The organism is Mesorhizobium sp. M1273 (assembly GCF_040318195.1).
In the GTDB taxonomy this organism is placed as follows: domain Bacteria; phylum Pseudomonadota; class Alphaproteobacteria; order Rhizobiales; family Rhizobiaceae; genus Mesorhizobium.
This window is the reverse complement of the sequence record NZ_JAMYLV010000011.1, coordinates 44,066-60,990: the sequence shown is the minus strand read 5'-3', so window position 1 is coordinate 60,990 and position 16,925 is coordinate 44,066. Positions and strand designations below refer to the sequence as shown.

The 16,925-nt window shown below is 65.4% G+C and carries 14 protein-coding genes; 10 read left to right on the top strand and 4 right to left on the bottom strand.

The annotated features are described in order from the left end of the window. Nucleotides 1-85 precede the first annotated feature (85 nt). From NKH30_RS14200 to NKH30_RS14180, 5 genes are all read left to right on the top strand, one after another. Nucleotides 86-598, top strand: a complete 513-nt coding sequence (locus NKH30_RS14200) for a hypothetical protein (protein WP_352995894.1) — start codon at nucleotides 86-88, stop codon at nucleotides 596-598. Between the two features lie 271 nt (nucleotides 599-869). Further along, entirely contained in the window at nucleotides 870-1,244 is a 375-nt protein-coding gene (locus tag NKH30_RS14195; protein ID WP_352457282.1) for a hypothetical protein, read from the top strand. A gap of 666 nt (nucleotides 1,245-1,910) precedes the next feature. Beyond that, nucleotides 1,911-2,534, top strand: coding sequence for a CDGSH iron-sulfur domain-containing protein (locus NKH30_RS14190; RefSeq protein ID WP_352995892.1), 624 nt, complete (start codon nucleotides 1,911-1,913; stop codon nucleotides 2,532-2,534). 242 nt (nucleotides 2,535-2,776) lie between these two features. After that, complete coding sequence (locus tag NKH30_RS14185) at nucleotides 2,777-4,804, top strand: hydantoinase/oxoprolinase N-terminal domain-containing protein (RefSeq protein WP_352702080.1); 2,028 nt, start codon at nucleotides 2,777-2,779, stop codon at nucleotides 4,802-4,804. Between the two features lie 128 nt (nucleotides 4,805-4,932). After that, entirely contained in the window at nucleotides 4,933-7,104 is a 2,172-nt protein-coding gene (locus tag NKH30_RS14180; protein WP_352995890.1) for a malate synthase G, read from the top strand. A gap of 252 nt (nucleotides 7,105-7,356) precedes the next feature. On the opposite strand, the gene NKH30_RS14175 is transcribed toward NKH30_RS14180, so the two are convergent. From NKH30_RS14175 to NKH30_RS14160, 4 genes are all read right to left on the bottom strand, one after another. Next, complete coding sequence (locus NKH30_RS14175) at nucleotides 7,357-8,886, bottom strand: YifB family Mg chelatase-like AAA ATPase (protein WP_352995888.1); 1,530 nt, start codon at nucleotides 8,884-8,886, stop codon at nucleotides 7,357-7,359. Between the two features lie 166 nt (nucleotides 8,887-9,052). Beyond that, nucleotides 9,053-9,994: a glutathione synthase gene (gene gshB / locus NKH30_RS14170; RefSeq protein ID WP_352491152.1), complete on the bottom strand. Its 942-nt coding sequence runs from the start codon at nucleotides 9,992-9,994 to the stop codon at nucleotides 9,053-9,055. Between the two features lie 217 nt (nucleotides 9,995-10,211). Next, nucleotides 10,212-10,586: a GtrA family protein gene (locus NKH30_RS14165; RefSeq protein WP_352771437.1), complete on the bottom strand. Its 375-nt coding sequence runs from the start codon at nucleotides 10,584-10,586 to the stop codon at nucleotides 10,212-10,214. An 8-nt stretch (nucleotides 10,587-10,594) separates the two neighbouring features. Further along, nucleotides 10,595-11,602, bottom strand: coding sequence for a glycosyltransferase (locus tag NKH30_RS14160; protein WP_352472814.1), 1,008 nt, complete (start codon nucleotides 11,600-11,602; stop codon nucleotides 10,595-10,597). A 129-nt stretch (nucleotides 11,603-11,731) separates the two neighbouring features. Between NKH30_RS14160 and NKH30_RS14155 the strand changes: the two genes are divergently transcribed. The 5 genes from NKH30_RS14155 to NKH30_RS14135 all read left to right on the top strand — a co-directional run bounded on the left by NKH30_RS14155 (nucleotide 11,732) and on the right by NKH30_RS14135 (nucleotide 16,900). Next, complete coding sequence (locus tag NKH30_RS14155) at nucleotides 11,732-13,534, top strand: GtrA family protein (RefSeq protein WP_352995885.1); 1,803 nt, start codon at nucleotides 11,732-11,734, stop codon at nucleotides 13,532-13,534. 132 nt (nucleotides 13,535-13,666) lie between these two features. Continuing rightward, nucleotides 13,667-14,434, top strand: a complete 768-nt coding sequence (locus NKH30_RS14150; protein WP_352995883.1) for an SDR family NAD(P)-dependent oxidoreductase — start codon at nucleotides 13,667-13,669, stop codon at nucleotides 14,432-14,434. Next, on the top strand, nucleotides 14,434-15,384 hold the full coding sequence (locus NKH30_RS14145; protein ID WP_502911474.1) for a 2-dehydro-3-deoxygalactonokinase: 951 nt from the start codon (nucleotides 14,434-14,436) through the stop codon (nucleotides 15,382-15,384). Before NKH30_RS14150 ends, NKH30_RS14145 begins: the two co-directional genes overlap by 1 nt. Further along, nucleotides 15,381-16,019, top strand: coding sequence for a 2-dehydro-3-deoxy-6-phosphogalactonate aldolase (locus NKH30_RS14140; RefSeq protein WP_352472811.1), 639 nt, complete (start codon nucleotides 15,381-15,383; stop codon nucleotides 16,017-16,019). The genes NKH30_RS14145 and NKH30_RS14140 overlap by 4 nt, the downstream gene beginning before the upstream one ends. Next, on the top strand, nucleotides 16,019-16,900 hold the full coding sequence (locus NKH30_RS14135; RefSeq protein WP_352449619.1) for an SMP-30/gluconolactonase/LRE family protein: 882 nt from the start codon (nucleotides 16,019-16,021) through the stop codon (nucleotides 16,898-16,900). The genes NKH30_RS14140 and NKH30_RS14135 overlap by 1 nt, the downstream gene beginning before the upstream one ends. The last annotated feature ends 25 nt before the right edge of the window (nucleotides 16,901-16,925 follow it).

The following is a 16,925-nucleotide window of genomic DNA, read 5'->3' as shown; positions in this document are numbered from 1 at the left end:
TGTCACGACCCCATTGTCGGTCAATGGAGAACGTCAGAACTGTTCGCATGTCTCATCTTCGAGAAGCACTTTGGAGCCAAAATAGATGCGTTCCACTTTGGACATCGTCGCAGCGATTGGCCTCGCCATCGGTGGGGCCTTCGGCTTGGCAGGCACTTTCGTTGACAGCGCCCCGCTCCGTGAAACGCTCTGGGCGATCGATGGCGTGGCGCTCGTGGTGGCGACGGCGCTGCTGACGATGAAATATCAGCGCCAGGGCAATGACTGCGTGGCGGCTGGATTTTTGACCTTTCTCGCCGGCGAAAGCCTGCTGCTCTCCGGCAATGCGGCGGGGCTTGAGGCCAGCGTGCCCTCCTATGTCGGCGGTATCTCGCTTTGGGCGGCGGCGCTGGTCATGGTCAGCGCGCCGAAAACCTTCGCTCTATGGATGCGGCTTACCGCTGTCGTGGCGGCTGTGCTGTTCGTCGTGTCGGCCGGCCTGATCCTGTGGGGTGCGCCTTTGCTGCCGACCTCGGCGCCGCTGCCCGCTGCCGGATATCCCTTCCTGGTGCTCACATTCATCGGCTGGATCTGGACGCTGCTGAAGCCCAGCCGGTGAGGCCAGTCGGACCGCCCCCTCTCCGGCCGCTTCGCGGCTCCCCACTTTGTGGGGGCGAGGAACCCAGGTCTTGTGAGGCTTCGGTGATTGGCATTCCTCGCCCCACGAAGTGGGGAGAGGTGGTTTGCGAAGCAAACCGGAGAGGGGTCTTCCTTGGCAACGCTGCGCTTTCGCGATGTGCAACTGGCGCACCCCCTTCCACCCATCCCGCCGCCATGCCATGTTCTCGCTCGCGGCCGGGCAGGCCGCTTCATTCCGGGGGGAAATCATCATGTCGTCCTACGCTTTCGGGCGCCGCGTCGCCGCGTCGCTGTTCATTGTCACGCTGTTTGCGCCCGTCGCGCATGCCGGCGATGTCACCTTCGAGATCAAGAACAGCCATCCGAACGCCATGCGCGTCGAGCTCTACAGCCAGGACCGCGATCATGTCTGGCCGGGCAACAATCAGGATTATTATCTCAACGACGGCGAGACCAAGGCGATCCCGCTGTCCTGCAGTGACGGCGAATCGATCTGCTACGGCGCCTGGGTCGATGGCGACGAGAATACCTATTGGGGCGTCGGCCCCGGCAATACGGAAAAGTGCGACGATTGCTGCTACACCTGCAGTGGCGGCGAGACCGAAGAAATCGATCTGGTTCCGTGACGTGGCAGATCTCCCCCCTTTAGGGGGAGATGTCGCCAAAGGCGACAGAGGGGGTCGCCGCGCATAGAGCGCCAACCTGTTCTGCAGCAGCAGGCCGAGTCCGGTCGTGCCGACCCCCTCTGGCCGCTGCGCGGCCATCTCCCCCTCGAGGGCAGGGCTATTGCAGATGGAAAGCCGAGGCTTTCGCTCTACGATGTACCCCCACCCCTAACCCCTCCCCACAAGGGGGAGGGAGACTTCCGTTGGCGCTGACCTCGGTAAATTGCCTGCCTTTCGGCGCCAAAAAGGGGAAGTAAGGGCGCGCGGCAGCATTCCCTCCCCCTTGTGGGGAGGGTTAGGGTGGGGGTCCATCTTCGTAAGAATCCAAATGCGATTGCCCTGCCCTCGAGGGGGGAGAGGGCCGTCCCGCGAGTGCAGGCTGGCGACGGAATTTCAAAGCTGAAACAAAAAACCCGCCTCGGCAGGCGGGTCGTTGGAGCCAATTGGCACCATACCCAAATTAGTAGCATAGCTGCCGGCACAAAGCAAGAACAAAATGTGGTGCTGCGAGCAAAAAATGGGAATTCCCTTCCCGCCGCGCCCGAGGTCGGCCCTCACGAGGGGGAGAATGCTGCCTTGACGTCGTCCTGACTGTCGCCATAGCGTAGTCCGACAGGAGACCCACCCATGGCAGTGGTCGAAGGCGAGAAGATCGACATCGGCTTTTCGGGAAAACGTTGCATCCATTCGCGCAACTGCGTGCTTGGCGATCCGCATGTTTTCGTGCCCAACGCGCCCGGCCAGTGGATCCACCCCGAGGCGGCCAGCGTCGAGAAGATCGTGGCGCTCGCCGAAGCCTGCCCGTCCGGCGCCATCACCTATGTCCGCAAGGATGGCGGGCCGCAGGAACAGCCGCCGGTGGTCAACATTGTGCGCATCCGCGAAAACGGCCCGCTTGCCGTCCATGCCGAGATCGTGTTGGGCGGCGAAACGTTTTACCGCGCCACGCTCTGCCGCTGCGGCGCCTCGGAAAACAAGCCGTTCTGCGACGGCAGCCACACCAAATCGGGCTTCACCGCCACCGGCGAGCCGGCGCTGAAGGACGCGCCGGCGCTGGAGGTGCGGAATGGCCCGCTGACCGTCACACCGACGACCGACGGCCCGCTCAAGCTCGAAGGCAATGTCGAAATCGTCACCGGCACCGGCCACACGGTCGACCGCACGCAACGCACCTTCCTCTGCCGCTGTGGCCACTCCGCCAACAAGCCGTTCTGCGATGGCTCGCACAAGCGCGTGGGGTTTGTCGGCTAGCCTAGCGATCTCCCCCCTCGAGGGGGAGATGTCGCCGAAGGCGACAGAGGGGGTCGGTACGTCCCGACGCCAACGCCATCGCGGCCAGAGAATGCCGGCGCTCCACGCGAGACGACCCCCTCTGGCCTGCCGGCCATCTCCCCCTCGAGGGGGGAGATTACGCTGCCTTGGCCCAGCGCTCGTGCCTTTATCGGCCCGTTCATATCCGCTAAGGGGCGGAGACGAATTCTCCGGACCCGCCAATGACCGCCAAGCCCAAACCCTCACCCCTGTTCCTCGGCATCGACACCGGCGGCACCTATACCGACGCCGTGCTGTGGTCGGAGGCCGGCGGGCCAAGCGGCAAGGTGCTGGCCAAGGCCAAGGCGCTGACCACGCGGCATGATCTGGCGGTCGGCATCTCCGGCGCGGTCGATGCGGTGCTCGAAATGGCCGGCACCGACCCGGCAGCGATCAAACTGGTATCTATGTCGACGACGCTAGCCACCAACGCGCTGGTCGAGGGCCAGGGCGGCCGCGTGGCGCTGGTGATGATCGGCTTTGCCGAGGGCGACCTTGCCCGCGACGGGCTGAAGGCGGCGCTTGGCACCGACCCGGTGGTGTTCTGCCCCGGCGGCCACGATGTCCACGGCAATGCGGCAAAGCTCGATCTGTCCGGGCTGGAGGCAGCTTTGCCGGAACTGGAAAAGTCGGTGTCCGGCTTTGCCGTCTGCGCCTATTTCGCCACCCGCAACCCGGCGCATGAGCTAAGCGCGCGGAACCTGATCCGCGACAGGACCGGCCTGCCGGTCACCGCCAGCCACGAACTGTCGGCCAAGCTCGGCGGCCCGCGCCGGGCGCTGACGACATTGCTCAACGCCAGGCTGATCTCGATGATCGACCGGCTGGTCGCGGCAACGGAAGGCTTTTTGGCCGCGCGCAACATTGCCGCCCCGCTGATGGTGGTGCGCGGCGACGGCGCTCTGGTCTCGGCTGCCTTTGCCCGCCAGCGGCCGATCGAGACCATCCTGTCCGGCCCGGCCGCCAGCCTCGTCGGTGCCCGCCACATGACCGGCCTCGACGATGCCGTGGTCTCCGATATCGGCGGCACCACCACCGATGTCGCCGTGCTCGACAAGGGCCGGCCGCGGCTTGATCCGGAAGGCGCCACCGTCGGCGGTTTCCGCACCATGGTCGAGGCCGTCGCCATGCGCACTTTTGGGCTCGGCGGCGATTCCGAAGTGGCGCTGGAGGACGGCGCGCTCAGCCCGAAGATCCTGCTCGGCCCGCGCCGCCTGGTGCCGCTGGCGCTGGCCGGCTTGATGCATGGCGAGGCCGTCACATCAGAGCTCGAACGCCAGCTGCGCGCGCCCAACCCCGGCCGCATGGATGGTCGGCTGGCGGTGCGCACCGGCGTGCCGGAGCGGCTGGCGGCCGGACTGACCGGTGCCGAAGCCAAGCTTTACGAGCTGATCGGTGCTGTGCCGCAGGCTCTAGACAGATTGCTGACCTCGAACGCCCAGAACGCCACCTTGAACCGGCTGGTGTCGCGCGGGCTGGTGCATGTCGCCGGCTTCACGCCGTCGGATGCGGCGCATGTGCTGGGCAGGCAGGCCAATTGGGATGCGGCCGCGGCGCGTCTGGGTGCCGAGCTGTTCGCGCGCAGGCGCGACGGCCGCGGCCAGTTCATCGCCGCCTCGCCGGAGGCGATCTCGGAACGGGTGCTGACCGCGCTGACCCGCCTGTCGGCCGAAGTCATCCTCGAAACCGCCTTTGCCGAGGACGGGCTGGATGGCGCTGCGACCGTCGCCCATGCCCTGGTCCAGCGCGCCGTCGACGCGCATCCCGGCATCGCCCGCTTGAGCGTCGCGCTCGACCGTCCGGTGATCGGCCTCGGCGCCTCGGCGCCGCTGCATTATGCCGGTCTGGCCGAGCTGGTCGGCAATCGATGCGTGGTGCCGCAGGATACCGATGTCGCCAACGCGCTCGGCGCCGTCGTCGGCCAGGTCCGGGTATCGGCCGAGGCGCGGGTCAGCCAGCCCAAGGAAGGGCTATTCCGCGTCGCCTCAGGCGAAAGCGTGCGCGATTTCAACGACGAGGCGGCGGCAATCGCCGCGGCGGAGAAGGATGTGCGGGCGATTGCCGCCGGGCGGGCGAAGGACGCCGGCACCGACAGCGCCGAGATCGAAATCGCCAGCGAATACCGCGTCTCCACCGTAGAGGGCCAGCGCATGTTCATCGAGGCGCACGTCGTGGCGGTGGCGTCGGGACGGCCAAGGATTGCGGTGTGAGCGCGTAATCGCCCTCCTCAAGGGGGAGATCGGCAGCGAAAACGCCCTACCTTCACCCTGAGCTGAATTGACCCTGCCACCGTGACATGCCAAAGGCCCGGCCTAGCCTTTCGTCTGGAGAAGCCCTGATGACCGATCGCGTCGAGATCGCCGGATTGCGGATTGCCCGCGAGCTTCATGATTTCGTCGTGAACGAGGCGCTGCCGGGCACCGGCATTGAAGCGGAGGCATTCTGGAGCGGTTTTTCGGCGATCGTCCATGATCTCTCGCCAAAAAATCGGGCGCTGCTCGAAAAGCGCGATGCCATGCAGGACAAACTCGACCGCTGGTATCGCGACAATGGCGCGCCCGTCGACATGGAGGCCTACACGAGCTTCCTGCGCGAGATCGGCTATCTCCTGCCCGAGGGGCCGGCGTTCAGCGTGACCACCGAAAATGTCGACCCGGAAATCGCTTTGGTTGCCGGGCCGCAGTTGGTGGTGCCGGTGATGAACGCGCGTTATGCGCTGAATGCTGCCAATGCGCGCTGGGGCTCGCTGTACGATGCGCTCTACGGAACCGACGTCATCCCGGAGACGGACGGCGCCGAGCGAGGCAACAAATTCAATCCGGCGCGCGGCGCCAAGGTCGTCGCCTGGGTGAAAAGCTTCTTCGACGAGGCGGTGCCGCTCACGACAGGCAAATGGGCCGGCGTCAACGGGCTTTCGGTCGCCAACGGCATGTTGCGGCTCGGCGAGGGTGCCGGCGCCACCACGCTTGCCGACCTCAGACAGTTTGCCGGCTATCGCGGCGATGCCGCCGACCCTGAAGCCGTGCTGCTCACCAAGAACGGCCTGCACATCGAAATCGTCATCGACCGCAACAACCAGATCGGCCGCACCGATCCGGCCGGCATTGCCGATGTCGTGCTGGAATCGGCACTGACCACCATCCAGGACTGCGAGGATTCGATCGCCGCAGTGGATGCGCAGGACAAGGTGCTGGTCTACCGCAACTGGCTCGGCCTGATGAAGGGCGACTTGGCGGAGGAGATCACCAAGGCCGGCAAGAGCTTTGTCCGCAGGCTCAACCCCGACCGCACCTATACCGCGCCCGATGGCGGCACGCTGACCTTGCCCGGCCGCTCGCTGATGCTGGTCAGGAATGTCGGCCACCTTATGACCAATCCGGCGATATCGGACCGCGACGGCAACGAGGTGCCGGAAGGCATCATGGATGCGGCGCTGACGGCGCTGATCGCGCTGCATGACATCGGCGTGAACGGGCGCCGCGCCAATTCTCGCGCCGGCTCGATGTACATCGTAAAGCCCAAGATGCACGGGCCCGACGAAGTTGCCTTCGCCGTCGAGATTTTCGACCGCGTCGAGGCGCTGCTCGGCGTGCCCAAAAACACCATCAAGATGGGCATCATGGACGAGGAGCGGCGCACCACCGTCAACCTCAAGGAGGCGATCCGCGCCGCGAAAGAACGCGTCGTCTTCATCAACACCGGCTTCCTCGACCGCACCGGCGACGAGATCCACACCTCAATGGAGGCCGGCCCGATGATCCGCAAGGGCGACATGAAGCAGGCCGCCTGGATTGCCGCCTACGAAGCCTGGAACGTCGACATCGGGCTGGAATGTGGGTTGGCCGGCCACGCCCAGATAGGCAAGGGCATGTGGGCGATGCCCGACCTTATGGCGGCGATGCTGGCCGAGAAAATCGCGCATCCCAAGGCCGGCGCCAACACCGCCTGGGTGCCGTCGCCGACGGCGGCGACACTGCACGCCACGCACTACCACAAGGTCGATGTCCACGCCGTCCAGGCGGCGCTGAAGAGCCGGCCCAAGGCGAAACTGGACGACATCCTGTCGGTGCCGGTAGCAAGGCGGCCGGACTGGTCGCCTGAAGACGTCCAGAAGGAACTCGACAACAATGCGCAAGGCATTCTGGGCTATGTCGTGCGCTGGATCGACCAGGGCGTCGGCTGTTCGAAAGTGCCTGACATAAACGACGTCGGCCTGATGGAGGACCGCGCCACGCTGCGCATCTCCTCGCAGCACATCGCCAACTGGCTGCATCACGGCGTCTGCACCCCCGAGCAGGTCATGGAGACGATGAAACGCATGGCGGCGATCGTCGACCGCCAGAACCAAGGCGATCTGCTCTACCGGCCGATGGCGCCGGATTTCGACAAGTCCATCGCCTTCCTCGCCGCCTGCGACCTGGTCTTCAAAGGCCGCATCCAGCCCAACGGCTACACCGAGCCAGTGCTGCACGCACGGCGGCTGGAGCTGAAGGCGCGGGATAACGGCTGAACCGAAAGCAACGATGCACGCCGGCCAAGGGTAAGCGCCGGCGTCCCCCTCCCCCTTGAGGGGTGGGTGGGCCGAAGGGCCGGGTGGGGTCGCCAATGCAGTGCGCCAACCCAATTCTGACGGTGCGCCTTAGGAGGAACATCGCAACGCTCCGCACCTCGGCCGGTTTCGAAATGCGACAGGCCGAGCGTCTCACCGGCGACCCCACCCGGCCGCTTCGCGGCCACCCTCCCCTCAACGGGGAGGGGAACGTCACGCCGCCTGCGCCATCCGTTCCGAGCTCATGCGGTAGGAAATCGCTTCGGCCAGATGGATGCGGCCGACCGTCTCGCTGGCCTCGAGATCGGCCAGGGTCCGCGCCACCTTCAAGACGCGGTGATAGGCTCGTGCGGAAAAGCCGAGCTTTTCGCTGGCGTCCCTGAGCAGCGACAGGCCGGCGGCATCGGGCATGGCGATCTCCTCGATGACTGACGGCGAGCAATGGGCGTTGGTGGTGGCGGTCGCGCCGAGCCGCTCGAAGCGCTCGCGCTGGATCGTACGGGCGCGGGCAACACGTAGTGCGACGGCGGCACTTTTCTCGGCCCGGTCCGGCCGGATCAGATCGCTGGCCGAGACCGCCGGCACCTCGATCCTGAGATCGATACGGTCGAGCAGCGGGCCGGAAATGCGCGCCTGGTAGTCGGTGCGGCAGCGATCGCCGCGCAGGCAGCGATAGCCCGGCTCGCCGGCCATGCCGCAACGGCACGGGTTCATCGCCGCGACCAGCTGGATACGCGCCGGATAGGTGACGCGATGATTGGCGCGCGCAATCATGCAGTCGCCGGTCTCGAGCGGCTGGCGCAGTGCATCGAGCGCCTGCGGCGAGAATTCGGGGAACTCGTCGAGGAACAGCACGCCGTGATGGGCAAGCGAGGCCTCGCCCGGCCGCACGCGCAGACCGCCGCCGACCATCGCCGCCATCGAGGCCGAATGATGCGGCGCGCGGAACGGCCGCCGGTCGGTGAGTTTTCCTTCGCGGAGTTCGCCGGCCACCGAGGCGATCATCGAGACTTCGAGCAATTCCTTGGGCGCCAGCGGCGGCAGGATCGACGGCAGCCGCTGCGCCAGCATCGACTTTCCCGACCCCGGCGGTCCGACCATCAAAAGATTGTGGCCGCCGGCGGCCGCCACCTCCAGCGCCCGCTTGGCGGTCTCCTGGCCCTTGATGTCGGCGAGGTCGGGCAGGTCGCGCGCCGCGGCATGGATGCCGGCTTCCGGCCGCGACAGAACCTGCGTACCGCGAAAATGATTGGCGATGGCGATCAGGCTGCGCGGCGCCAATATGTCGAAATCCTTGCCGGCCCAGGCCGCTTCCGGCCCGCAGGCGAACGGGCAGATCAAGCCCTTGCCTTCGGCGTTGGCACCGATTGCCGCCGGCAGCGCGCCGGCCACCGCGGCAATGGTTCCGTCGAGCGACAATTCGCCAAGCACGACATAGCCGGCCAGCATGTCGCCCGGAATGGCGCCGAGCGCCGCCATCAGCCCGAGCGCGATCGGCAGATCGTAGTGGCTGCCTTCCTTGGGCAGGTCGGCGGGCGCCAGATTGACGGTGACCTTCTTCGACGGCATCGACAGGCCGGATGCATGCAGCGCTGCCTGCACCCGCTCGCGGCTTTCGGCGACAGCCTTGTCGGCCAGCCCGACGATGTGCATGTTGACCTTGCCCGGCGCGATCATCACCTGCACGTCGACCGGCACGGCCTCGATGCCCTGGAAAGCAACCGTGCGAACCCGCGCCACCATGTCTTCACCCGGATGCAGGCTTTGCCCCAAGCCTTTGCGATCATGCCGCGAACGGCGTCACCGGAGACAACCACAGATTTCCGGCGAAGGCAAGAACATTTGGGGAACAGCTGAGCGCCACGGCTGCAATGGTCCGGAACGCGGCCGCTTCCAGAAGCAATGTACGCTAGTTGCGCTTCTCCTCCACGGCATCCCAGAACAGGCTGGCGATGTCGGCGCCGCCGAAGCGCTGCACTTCGCGTATGCCGGTCGGTGAGGTCACGTTGATCTCGGTCATGTAGTCGCCGATGACGTCGATGCCGACGAGGATGAAGCCGCGCTCCTTCAGCGCGGGGCCGATGCGGGCACAGATCTCGCGTTCGCGTTCCGTCAATTCGGTCTTTTCGGCGCGGCCGCCGACATGCATGTTGGAGCGCGAATCATGCTCGGCCGGCACGCGGTTGATGGCGCCGACAGGCTCGCCGTCAATCAGGATGATGCGCTTGTCGCCACCCCGCACCTCCTTGAGGTAGCGCTGCACGATGTAGGGTTCGCGGAACAACTGGCCGAACATTTCGAGCAGCGAGGCGAGGTTGCGGTCGGCCTCGTGCAGGTGAAAGATGCCGGCGCCGCCATTGCCGTAGAGCGGCTTGACGATGATATCGCCGAACTCCTTGCGAAAGGCGGCGACCTCGAGCGGGTCCTTGGTGATCAGCGTGTCCGGCATCAGGTCGGGAAATTCGGTGACGAAGATCTTTTCCGGGCTGTTGCGCACCCAGGCCGGGTCGTTGACCACCAGCGTCTTCGGATGGATGCGCTCGAGGATATGCGTGGTGGTGATGTAGTTCATGTCGAAGGGCGGATCCTGCCGCAAAAGGATGACGTCCATCTCCGCAAGGTCGGTGCGCACCTTCTCGCCCAGCGAATAATGGTTGCCCTTCTCGTCGCGGACCTGCATCGCCTCGATACGGGCAAACACCTTGCCTTCGCGCAGCGACAGCCGGTCGGGCGTGTAGTGGAACAGCTGGTGCCCGCGCCGCTGCGCTTCCAGCGACAGCGCAAACGACGTGTCGCCGGCAATCGACACGGTAGAGATGTGGTCCATCTGGACGGCGACTTTCAGGGGCATGGGTGCTCTCCGGCGCAGTTGCAACAAACGTGCGTCCACCCGGACGCACATACGCTCCAACACTTTGAATCCATGCATCGTGCTTTCCGAAAATCGTTTCCGATTTTTCGGGCCGATGCATCGACGAGAGCGATATAAGGAAATCGGCGGCCTCTGCCAATCGGCCAAGGTCATGATGAGGCTGCGCTTCTGGCGCAGACCCCAATGCGATGTGCGTTCAGCGGTCGAAGACCAGCTTGGAATAGCCGAGGAAGGACAGCGCCATGGCAACCAGCGAGGCGACCGCAAGGGCGACGAGCGGCGGCACCATCGGCAGCGCGAACAGCATGGCGCAATAGACGAGATAATTGACGAGGCTGGTGGCGATGCCGACGCCGCCATAGCGTGCGCCCTCTTGCGCGACGCCGCGGCTGGAAGGCGAGAAGGTCAGATGGCGATTGATCAGCCAGGTGACGGACAGGGCAAAACCGATCGAGATGATGCGGGCTGCGAAGGGGCCAAGCGGCGTTGTCGCCAGCACCAGCCAAAGCGCCGCCGCGTCGGCGACGAAGCCGATGCCGCCGGCGACCATGAAGCGGGCGAGGCGTCCCATTTAGGGCTCTAAGCCGCCCGTGGGGTCTTGCGCGGTCCGGTCTTCAAAGTCGCGAGCGCACTTGCGCGTTCGCGTTCGACGCGGCCGGAAGGCATCGACAGATAGAAGATGCGCTTCTGCTCGGCCCGGCCGCGCGACACCGAATCGAGGATTACCCCGGTCACCGCCGCCAGCATCGACAGCAGCAGCAGCCCGACCGACAGCACCCACGTCGGCATGCGCGGCACAAGCCCGGTTTCGGCGAACTCGATCAGCACCGGCGCCATCAGAAACAGGCTTGATGCCAGGAAGAACACCGAAAAAGCGCCGAAGAAACGCAGCGGCTGCGTCTCCTTCATCAGCATGGCGAACATCCACAGGATCTTCGCGCCGTCGCGAAAGGTCGACAGCTTCGACGAGGAGCCTTCCGGCCGGCGGCCATAGTCGAGTCCGATCTCGCTGACCGGCAATTTGAGCTGCGAGGCGTGCACCGACATTTCGGTCTCGATCTCGAAACCGCCGGAAACGGCGGGAAAACTCTTGACGAAGCGCCTGGTGAAGGCGCGGTAACCCGAGAAGATATCGGTAAAGTCCGAGCCAAATAAACGTTTGTAGAGGCTGTTGAAGATGCGGTTGCCGAAGGCGTGGCCTGTCCTGCCGGCGTCGTTGGCGACACCGCGCCTGGTGCCCACCACCATGTCGGAGCGCTCGGTCAGCAGCGTGTTGATCAGTTGCGGCGCGTCCTCCGGCGCATAGGTGCCGTCGCCGTCGGCCATCAGGTAGATGTCGGCCTCGATGTCGGCGAACATGCGGCGCACGACATTGCCTTTGCCCTGGCGCGGCTCGCGCACCACGATGGCGCCGGCGGCGCGGGCTCGGAGCGCCGTCAGGTCGCGCGAATTGTTGTCGTAGACATAGATCGCTGCGGCAGGCAGCGTTTCGCGAAAGCGCCGCACCACTTCGCCGATCGTCAGCTCCTCATTGTAGCAAGGCAGGAGCACGGCGATGCTCGGCTCATGGCGCACTTCTTGTGGCATTTTCGTCTCCGGATGCCTTGTGAGGCCCCTGACCGCTCAAACGCCGGCCTCGCTCGGGCGGCTTTACTATTTATTGAAGCTGTTAAGGCTAGGTTTAAACCGCACCGTATTCCTTCCAAAGGTCCCGATATGAGCACAGCCGACGATGGCGCCTCCATTTGGAGGTCCGATATCGCGCTGGCGCTGCTCGCCACGGCGCTGGCGCTTGCCGTCAATGCCTTTGCCGGCTTCCCGGCACTGACCAATGCCGGCGGCGACAACGACAATCTGCTGCGCCTCGTCGAAGTTCGCGACATGCTGGCCGGCCAAAGGTGGTTCGATCTCCACCAGTACAGGATGGGCCTGGAAGGCGGTTTCGTCATGCATTGGTCGCGGCTGGTCGATGCGCCGATCGCCGCCATCATCATCGCCGTATCGGCCCTGACCGGCAGCGCGGCCTTTGCCGAGAATGTTGCGCAAGTGCTGTGGCCGGCGCTGCTCTTCTGCCTGACCGTATTTTTCACGGCTCGCGCCGCGCGCAGCTTTGCCGGTGACAGCGCCGTGCTGCCCGCTGTCGTGATCGGCGCTGCCGCACTGTATTTCCTCGGCATTTTTTCGCCTGGCGCGCTCGATCACCACAATGTCCAGCTGATGCTGAGCATGGCCAGCCTGAGCCTGTTGCTTGAAGCGCCAACGCGCAGGCCGGCGGCATTGCTCTCCGGCCTGTGCACCGGATTGATGCTGGCCGTCGGCATGGAGGTCGCGCCTTATGTGGCCACCATCGGCGCCTCTGTTGCCATGCTGTTCGCCCTCGGCGCCAATGGCGAGAGGCTGATCGCCAGGGATTTCGGCCTCGGCTTTGCCGGCGTCTCCGCTCTCGTCTTTGTCGCCACCATTGCGCCGTCGGCCTGGGGTCAGGCGCAATGCGACGCCTTCTCGACCGTGCAGTTCGTCGTCGGGTCGATTGCCGGAACCGGCCTTGCGGCGATAGCGTCGATCGAGCCGGCCGGCCGCACGCGCCGATGGCGGTTCGCCTCGCTTGGCCTGCTTGCCCTGGTATTGGCCGCTGTCATCGTCTTTTTGTTCCCACAATGCCTGGCAGCGCCCTATGCCAACCTCGATCCGCGCCTCAAGGAGCTATGGCTTGATCACATCGACGAGGCGCAGTCGCTGTTCAAGCTGCTCGCTGAAGATCCGGCCGGGGTGGTGGCGCGCTATGCCACGCCGCTCATCGCGCTCGTGCCGATGGCGCTTCGCCTTGGCCGTGGCGGCTGGCGGCGGCAGGACAGCCTTGTCGGCGCGCTGCTTGCCGTGGCCTTCATCGTCAGTGCCTGGCAGGTGCGCGGTTCGACATTCTCGATCGCCTTCGCTGTCATCCCGCTTGCCGCCTGGATTGCCAAATGGCGTCAACGGGCAGAGGTCAGCCCGTCGCGCGGCGTGGCGCTGCGCATGGCCGCCGTCTGGCTGGTTTCAGTGAATGCCGTCTGGACTGGGGCTGCCGCGGCAACCTCGGTCGCCTTCGAGGACAGCAATACCGCCGCCGATGATGGCGACGGCGCCGATGTCGCTTGCCAGCGCATGGCCTCCTTTGCGGCACTCGGCCGCCTGCCCGGCACCACCGTTCTGGCAATTTCCAATCTCGGATCGCCTATCCTGGCCTATTCCGGACATCGCGTCTTCGCCGGGCCTTATCATCGCAATGTCGCCGGCAACCTGCTGGCGCTCGATGCCTTCCTTGGGTCCGATGCCGATGCCAGGACCATCCTGGCGGATCATCACGTCGGCCTCGTCGCGCTGTGCCCCGGCAGCGCCGAAAGCAAGCTCCTCGCAGCCGAGGCGCCGGCAGGCTTTCTTGCCGGGCTGATGCGCGGCAGCGTGCCGGAATGGCTTGAGCCGGTTGCCGGGACCAGCGGAGCCGCCGTCGAATTGTACCGCGTCCGGCTGGGCAGCTGATCGATCGGCGGCCCGTGCGGCCTTTTGTCGGACATAAGTCCTGATAATCCACTCTTTCGCCCTTGCCCGCCCGACATGGCTGGATAGGATGCGCGCCGGCCGACCGAGATCATTGGACCGGGAGAGAATTTCATGATGCCATCGGCACGCTTTGCCGACCTCGAAGGCGCTTCGGTGCTGATCACCGGCGGCGGCTCCGGCATTGGTGCTGCCTTGACAGAAGGCTTTGTCCGCCAGGGGGCAAACGTCGCCTTCATCGATATTGCCGACCGTGCGAGCCTGGCGCTGGCCGATCGGTTAGAGAAGGAGCTGGGTCGGCGGCCGCTTTATCTCAAGACCGACATACGCGACATCGAGGCGTTGCGGCTATCGGCGGCTAAAGCCGCCAAGGCGCATGGCGACGTGACCGTGCTGATCAACAATGCCGCGCAGGATGACCGCCATGCCGTCGAAGACGTCACGGTGGAGTTCTGGGACAACAACCATGCCATCAACCTGCGCCCGCATTTCTTCAGCGCACAGGCGGTGGCGCCGGGCATGAAGCGGGCCGGCGGCGGCTCGATCATCAACTTCACCTCGACGTCGTTTCTCATCAACCATCCCGATATGCCGGCCTACACCGCCGCCAAGGCCGGCATCGTCGGTCTCACCAAGGGTCTTGCCGGCAAGCTCGGCGTCGACGGCATCCGTGTCAACGCGATCGCGCCCGGCTGGGTGATCACCGAGCGGCAGAGAAAGCTCTGGGTCACCGAAGAAGCGCTCGCCGCTCATGTCGCCAAACAGTGCATCAAAGAGGTGATGCAGCCGGAAGACATTGTCGGCACCGTGCTGTTCCTGGCGTCGGATGCCTCACGCATGCTGACCGCGCAGATGCTGATCGTCGATGGGGGGTTCCTGTGATCTCATCGAGCAAGGCAGCTTCCGTCGCGGCCGTCGACTGGGGCACCACCCGCATGAGGGTCTGGCTGCTCGACGGCGCCGGCAAGGTTCTCGCCGAGCGGCGCGGCGATGACGGGCTGATCACCGCCCAGGCTAAAGGATTTTCGTCCATTCTCGAAGGGCATCTGGCTGCCCTGGGTGCTCCCGAGGCGCTGCCGGTCATCATTTGCGGCATGGCCGGTTCGCGCCAGGGCTGGCTGGAGGCACCCTATGTCAGCGTGCCGGCGCCGATCGGCGCTATTCTCGCCGGCGCTGCCCGCATTCCCGGCCAGCGCCGTGATATCCGCATCGTGCCTGGCCTTGCCCAACGCCTCGCCGATGCACCTGACGTCATGCGCGGCGAGGAAACCCAGCTTGCCGGCGCCGGTTTGCCGGCAAAAGGACGCCACCTCGTCTGCATGCCTGGCACCCATTCGAAATGGGTGCTGGTCGAGGACGGCTCTGTTGCCGGTTTCGGCACCTGGCCGACCGGCGAGCTGTTTTCCGTGCTGGCCGCGCACTCGATCCTGCGCCATTCGCTGGGCGAGCCGCCGAAGCCGGTTGCCGCCGAAAATCCATTTTTCCGGGAGTGGTGCCTGAAGGCGTTGGCCGAAGGCGGTGACATCGGTTCAAGACTGTTCTCGATCCGCGCCGCCAGCCTGCTGCAGGATCTGAAGCCCGAGGATGCCGCCGCGTGCCTGTCCGGCCTGCTGATCGGCGGCGAGATCGCTTCGGCAAATCGCCGTTATGGGGCGAGTGCCGTGCCCGTCGTGCTGATCGCGTCGGGCGCACTCGGCAAGCTCTATGCCGAGGCGCTCGGCCTTGCCGGGCTCGCGGTCAGGGTGGTCGACGCCGACGAGGCGGTGCGTGCCGGTCTTGCCGAAGCCGCGCGCGAAAATGGCATGATCGCCGGAAATGGAGTTGCCGCATGACCGAAACCGCACCTTTTCCAAAGCTCGAGCGGGGTCTGGTCGCCATCCTGCGTGGCCTCAAGCCAAGCGAGGCGGTGGCGATCGGCCAGGCGATCTTCGGCGCCGGTATCGAAGCGATCGAGGTGCCGCTCAACTCTCCCGATCCTTACGCCTCCATCGCCAGCATTGTCGGAGCGCTTCCTCCAACGGCCTTGGTCGGTGCCGGCACGGTGCTCAGCGCCGCCGATGTCGACGGCCTGCACAAGGCCGGCGGGCGGCTGCTGGTCAGCCCCAATATCGATGCCGAGGTCATGGGCCGGGCCATGCACTACGGCATGGTGACGATGCCCGGCGTGTTCACGCCGACCGAGGCATTTCAAGCAATCCGGCTCGGCGCCTCGGCATTGAAATTCTTCCCGGCGAGCGTGCTTGGCGCGGCAGGCATTTCGGCGATGCGCGCGGTGCTGCCGGCCAGTGTGCTGGTCGGCGCGGTCGGCGGCGTTTCAGATAAGGATTTTGCCGGCTACAAGGCAGCCGGCGTCAGCGTCTTCGGTCTTGGCTCCAGCCTCTTCAAGCCGGGCATGAGCGTCGACGAAGTGGCAGCGCGAGCGAAAGCCGCAGTTCAGGCCTGGGACGCGGCGTTTGGAGCGGCATGATGAGCGAGACCATTGTTTCGGTTTTTTCCGACCATGTCTGCCAACTCGGCGAGGGACCAAGCTATGACCCTGCCACCGACACGCTCTACTGGTTCGACATCGTCAACGGCCAGCTCCTCGAACAGCGCCTGTCGGGCGGTGCTGTCAAAATCCACGAGCTCGGTCAGATGGCCAGCGCCATCTGCATCATCGACGACCAACGCCAGCTGATCGCCACCGAGACCGGTCTGCATGTCCGCGACGTCGCGACCGGCAAGCTGACGCTGCACACGCCGATCGAGGCCGACAATACGGTCACCCGCTCGAACGATTCACGCGTTCACCCTTGCGGCGCGCTGTGGGTCGGCACCATGGGCAAGGGCGAGGAGAAGGGTGCCGGTTCGATCTACTGGTTCTTCAAGGGCGAGCTGCGCCGGCTCTATGCCGACGTCACGGTGCCCAATTCGATCTGCTTTTCCGAGGATGGGACGATCGCCTATTACACCGACACCAGCACCGGGCTGTTGATGCGCGTCGGCTGCGATCCGGTGACCGGACTGCCGGTTGGCGAACCGAAGGTCTTCGTCGACCACCGTTCGGCCAAGGGCTATATCGATGGTTCGGTGCTCGACCGTGACGGCATATTGTGGAACGCCTGCTGGGGCGGCAGCGTCGTCGAAGCCTATGGACCCGACGGCAAGCTCGTCCGTTCGGTGGCGATGCCGGCGACGCAGCCTTCCTGTCCGGCTTTCGTCGGCAGGAATGCCGACCGGCTGGCGGTCACCTCCGCCTGGTCGGGCAAAAGCGAGAAGCAGCGCCTGCTCGACCCGCAAGCCGGCATGACATTCATGCTCGACATTCCAGTCAATGGTCGCTTCGAGCCACGCGTGCTGATTGGCTAGACCATGATCCCGAAAAGTGGGAACC

What these genes read in the sequence shown, in the direction of transcription:
- NKH30_RS14200 (WP_352995894.1), top strand. Translation starts at nt 86, where the DNA reads ATGCGTTCCACTTTGGACATCGTCGCAGCGATTGGCCTCGCCATCGGT.
- NKH30_RS14195 (WP_352457282.1), top strand. Translation starts at nt 870, where the DNA reads ATGTCGTCCTACGCTTTCGGGCGCCGCGTCGCCGCGTCGCTGTTCATT.
- NKH30_RS14190 (WP_352995892.1), top strand. Translation starts at nt 1,911, where the DNA reads ATGGCAGTGGTCGAAGGCGAGAAGATCGACATCGGCTTTTCGGGAAAA.
- NKH30_RS14185 (WP_352702080.1), top strand. Translation starts at nt 2,777, where the DNA reads ATGACCGCCAAGCCCAAACCCTCACCCCTGTTCCTCGGCATCGACACC.
- NKH30_RS14180 (WP_352995890.1), top strand. Translation starts at nt 4,933, where the DNA reads ATGACCGATCGCGTCGAGATCGCCGGATTGCGGATTGCCCGCGAGCTT.
- NKH30_RS14175 (WP_352995888.1), bottom strand. Translation starts at nt 8,886, where the DNA reads ATGGTGGCGCGGGTTCGCACGGTTGCTTTCCAGGGCATCGAGGCCGTG.
- gshB (WP_352491152.1), bottom strand. Translation starts at nt 9,994, where the DNA reads ATGCCCCTGAAAGTCGCCGTCCAGATGGACCACATCTCTACCGTGTCG.
- NKH30_RS14165 (WP_352771437.1), bottom strand. Translation starts at nt 10,586, where the DNA reads ATGGGACGCCTCGCCCGCTTCATGGTCGCCGGCGGCATCGGCTTCGTC.
- NKH30_RS14160 (WP_352472814.1), bottom strand. Translation starts at nt 11,602, where the DNA reads ATGCCACAAGAAGTGCGCCATGAGCCGAGCATCGCCGTGCTCCTGCCT.
- NKH30_RS14155 (WP_352995885.1), top strand. Translation starts at nt 11,732, where the DNA reads ATGAGCACAGCCGACGATGGCGCCTCCATTTGGAGGTCCGATATCGCG.
- NKH30_RS14150 (WP_352995883.1), top strand. Translation starts at nt 13,667, where the DNA reads ATGATGCCATCGGCACGCTTTGCCGACCTCGAAGGCGCTTCGGTGCTG.
- NKH30_RS14140 (WP_352472811.1), top strand. Translation starts at nt 15,381, where the DNA reads ATGACCGAAACCGCACCTTTTCCAAAGCTCGAGCGGGGTCTGGTCGCC.
- NKH30_RS14135 (WP_352449619.1), top strand. Translation starts at nt 16,019, where the DNA reads ATGAGCGAGACCATTGTTTCGGTTTTTTCCGACCATGTCTGCCAACTC.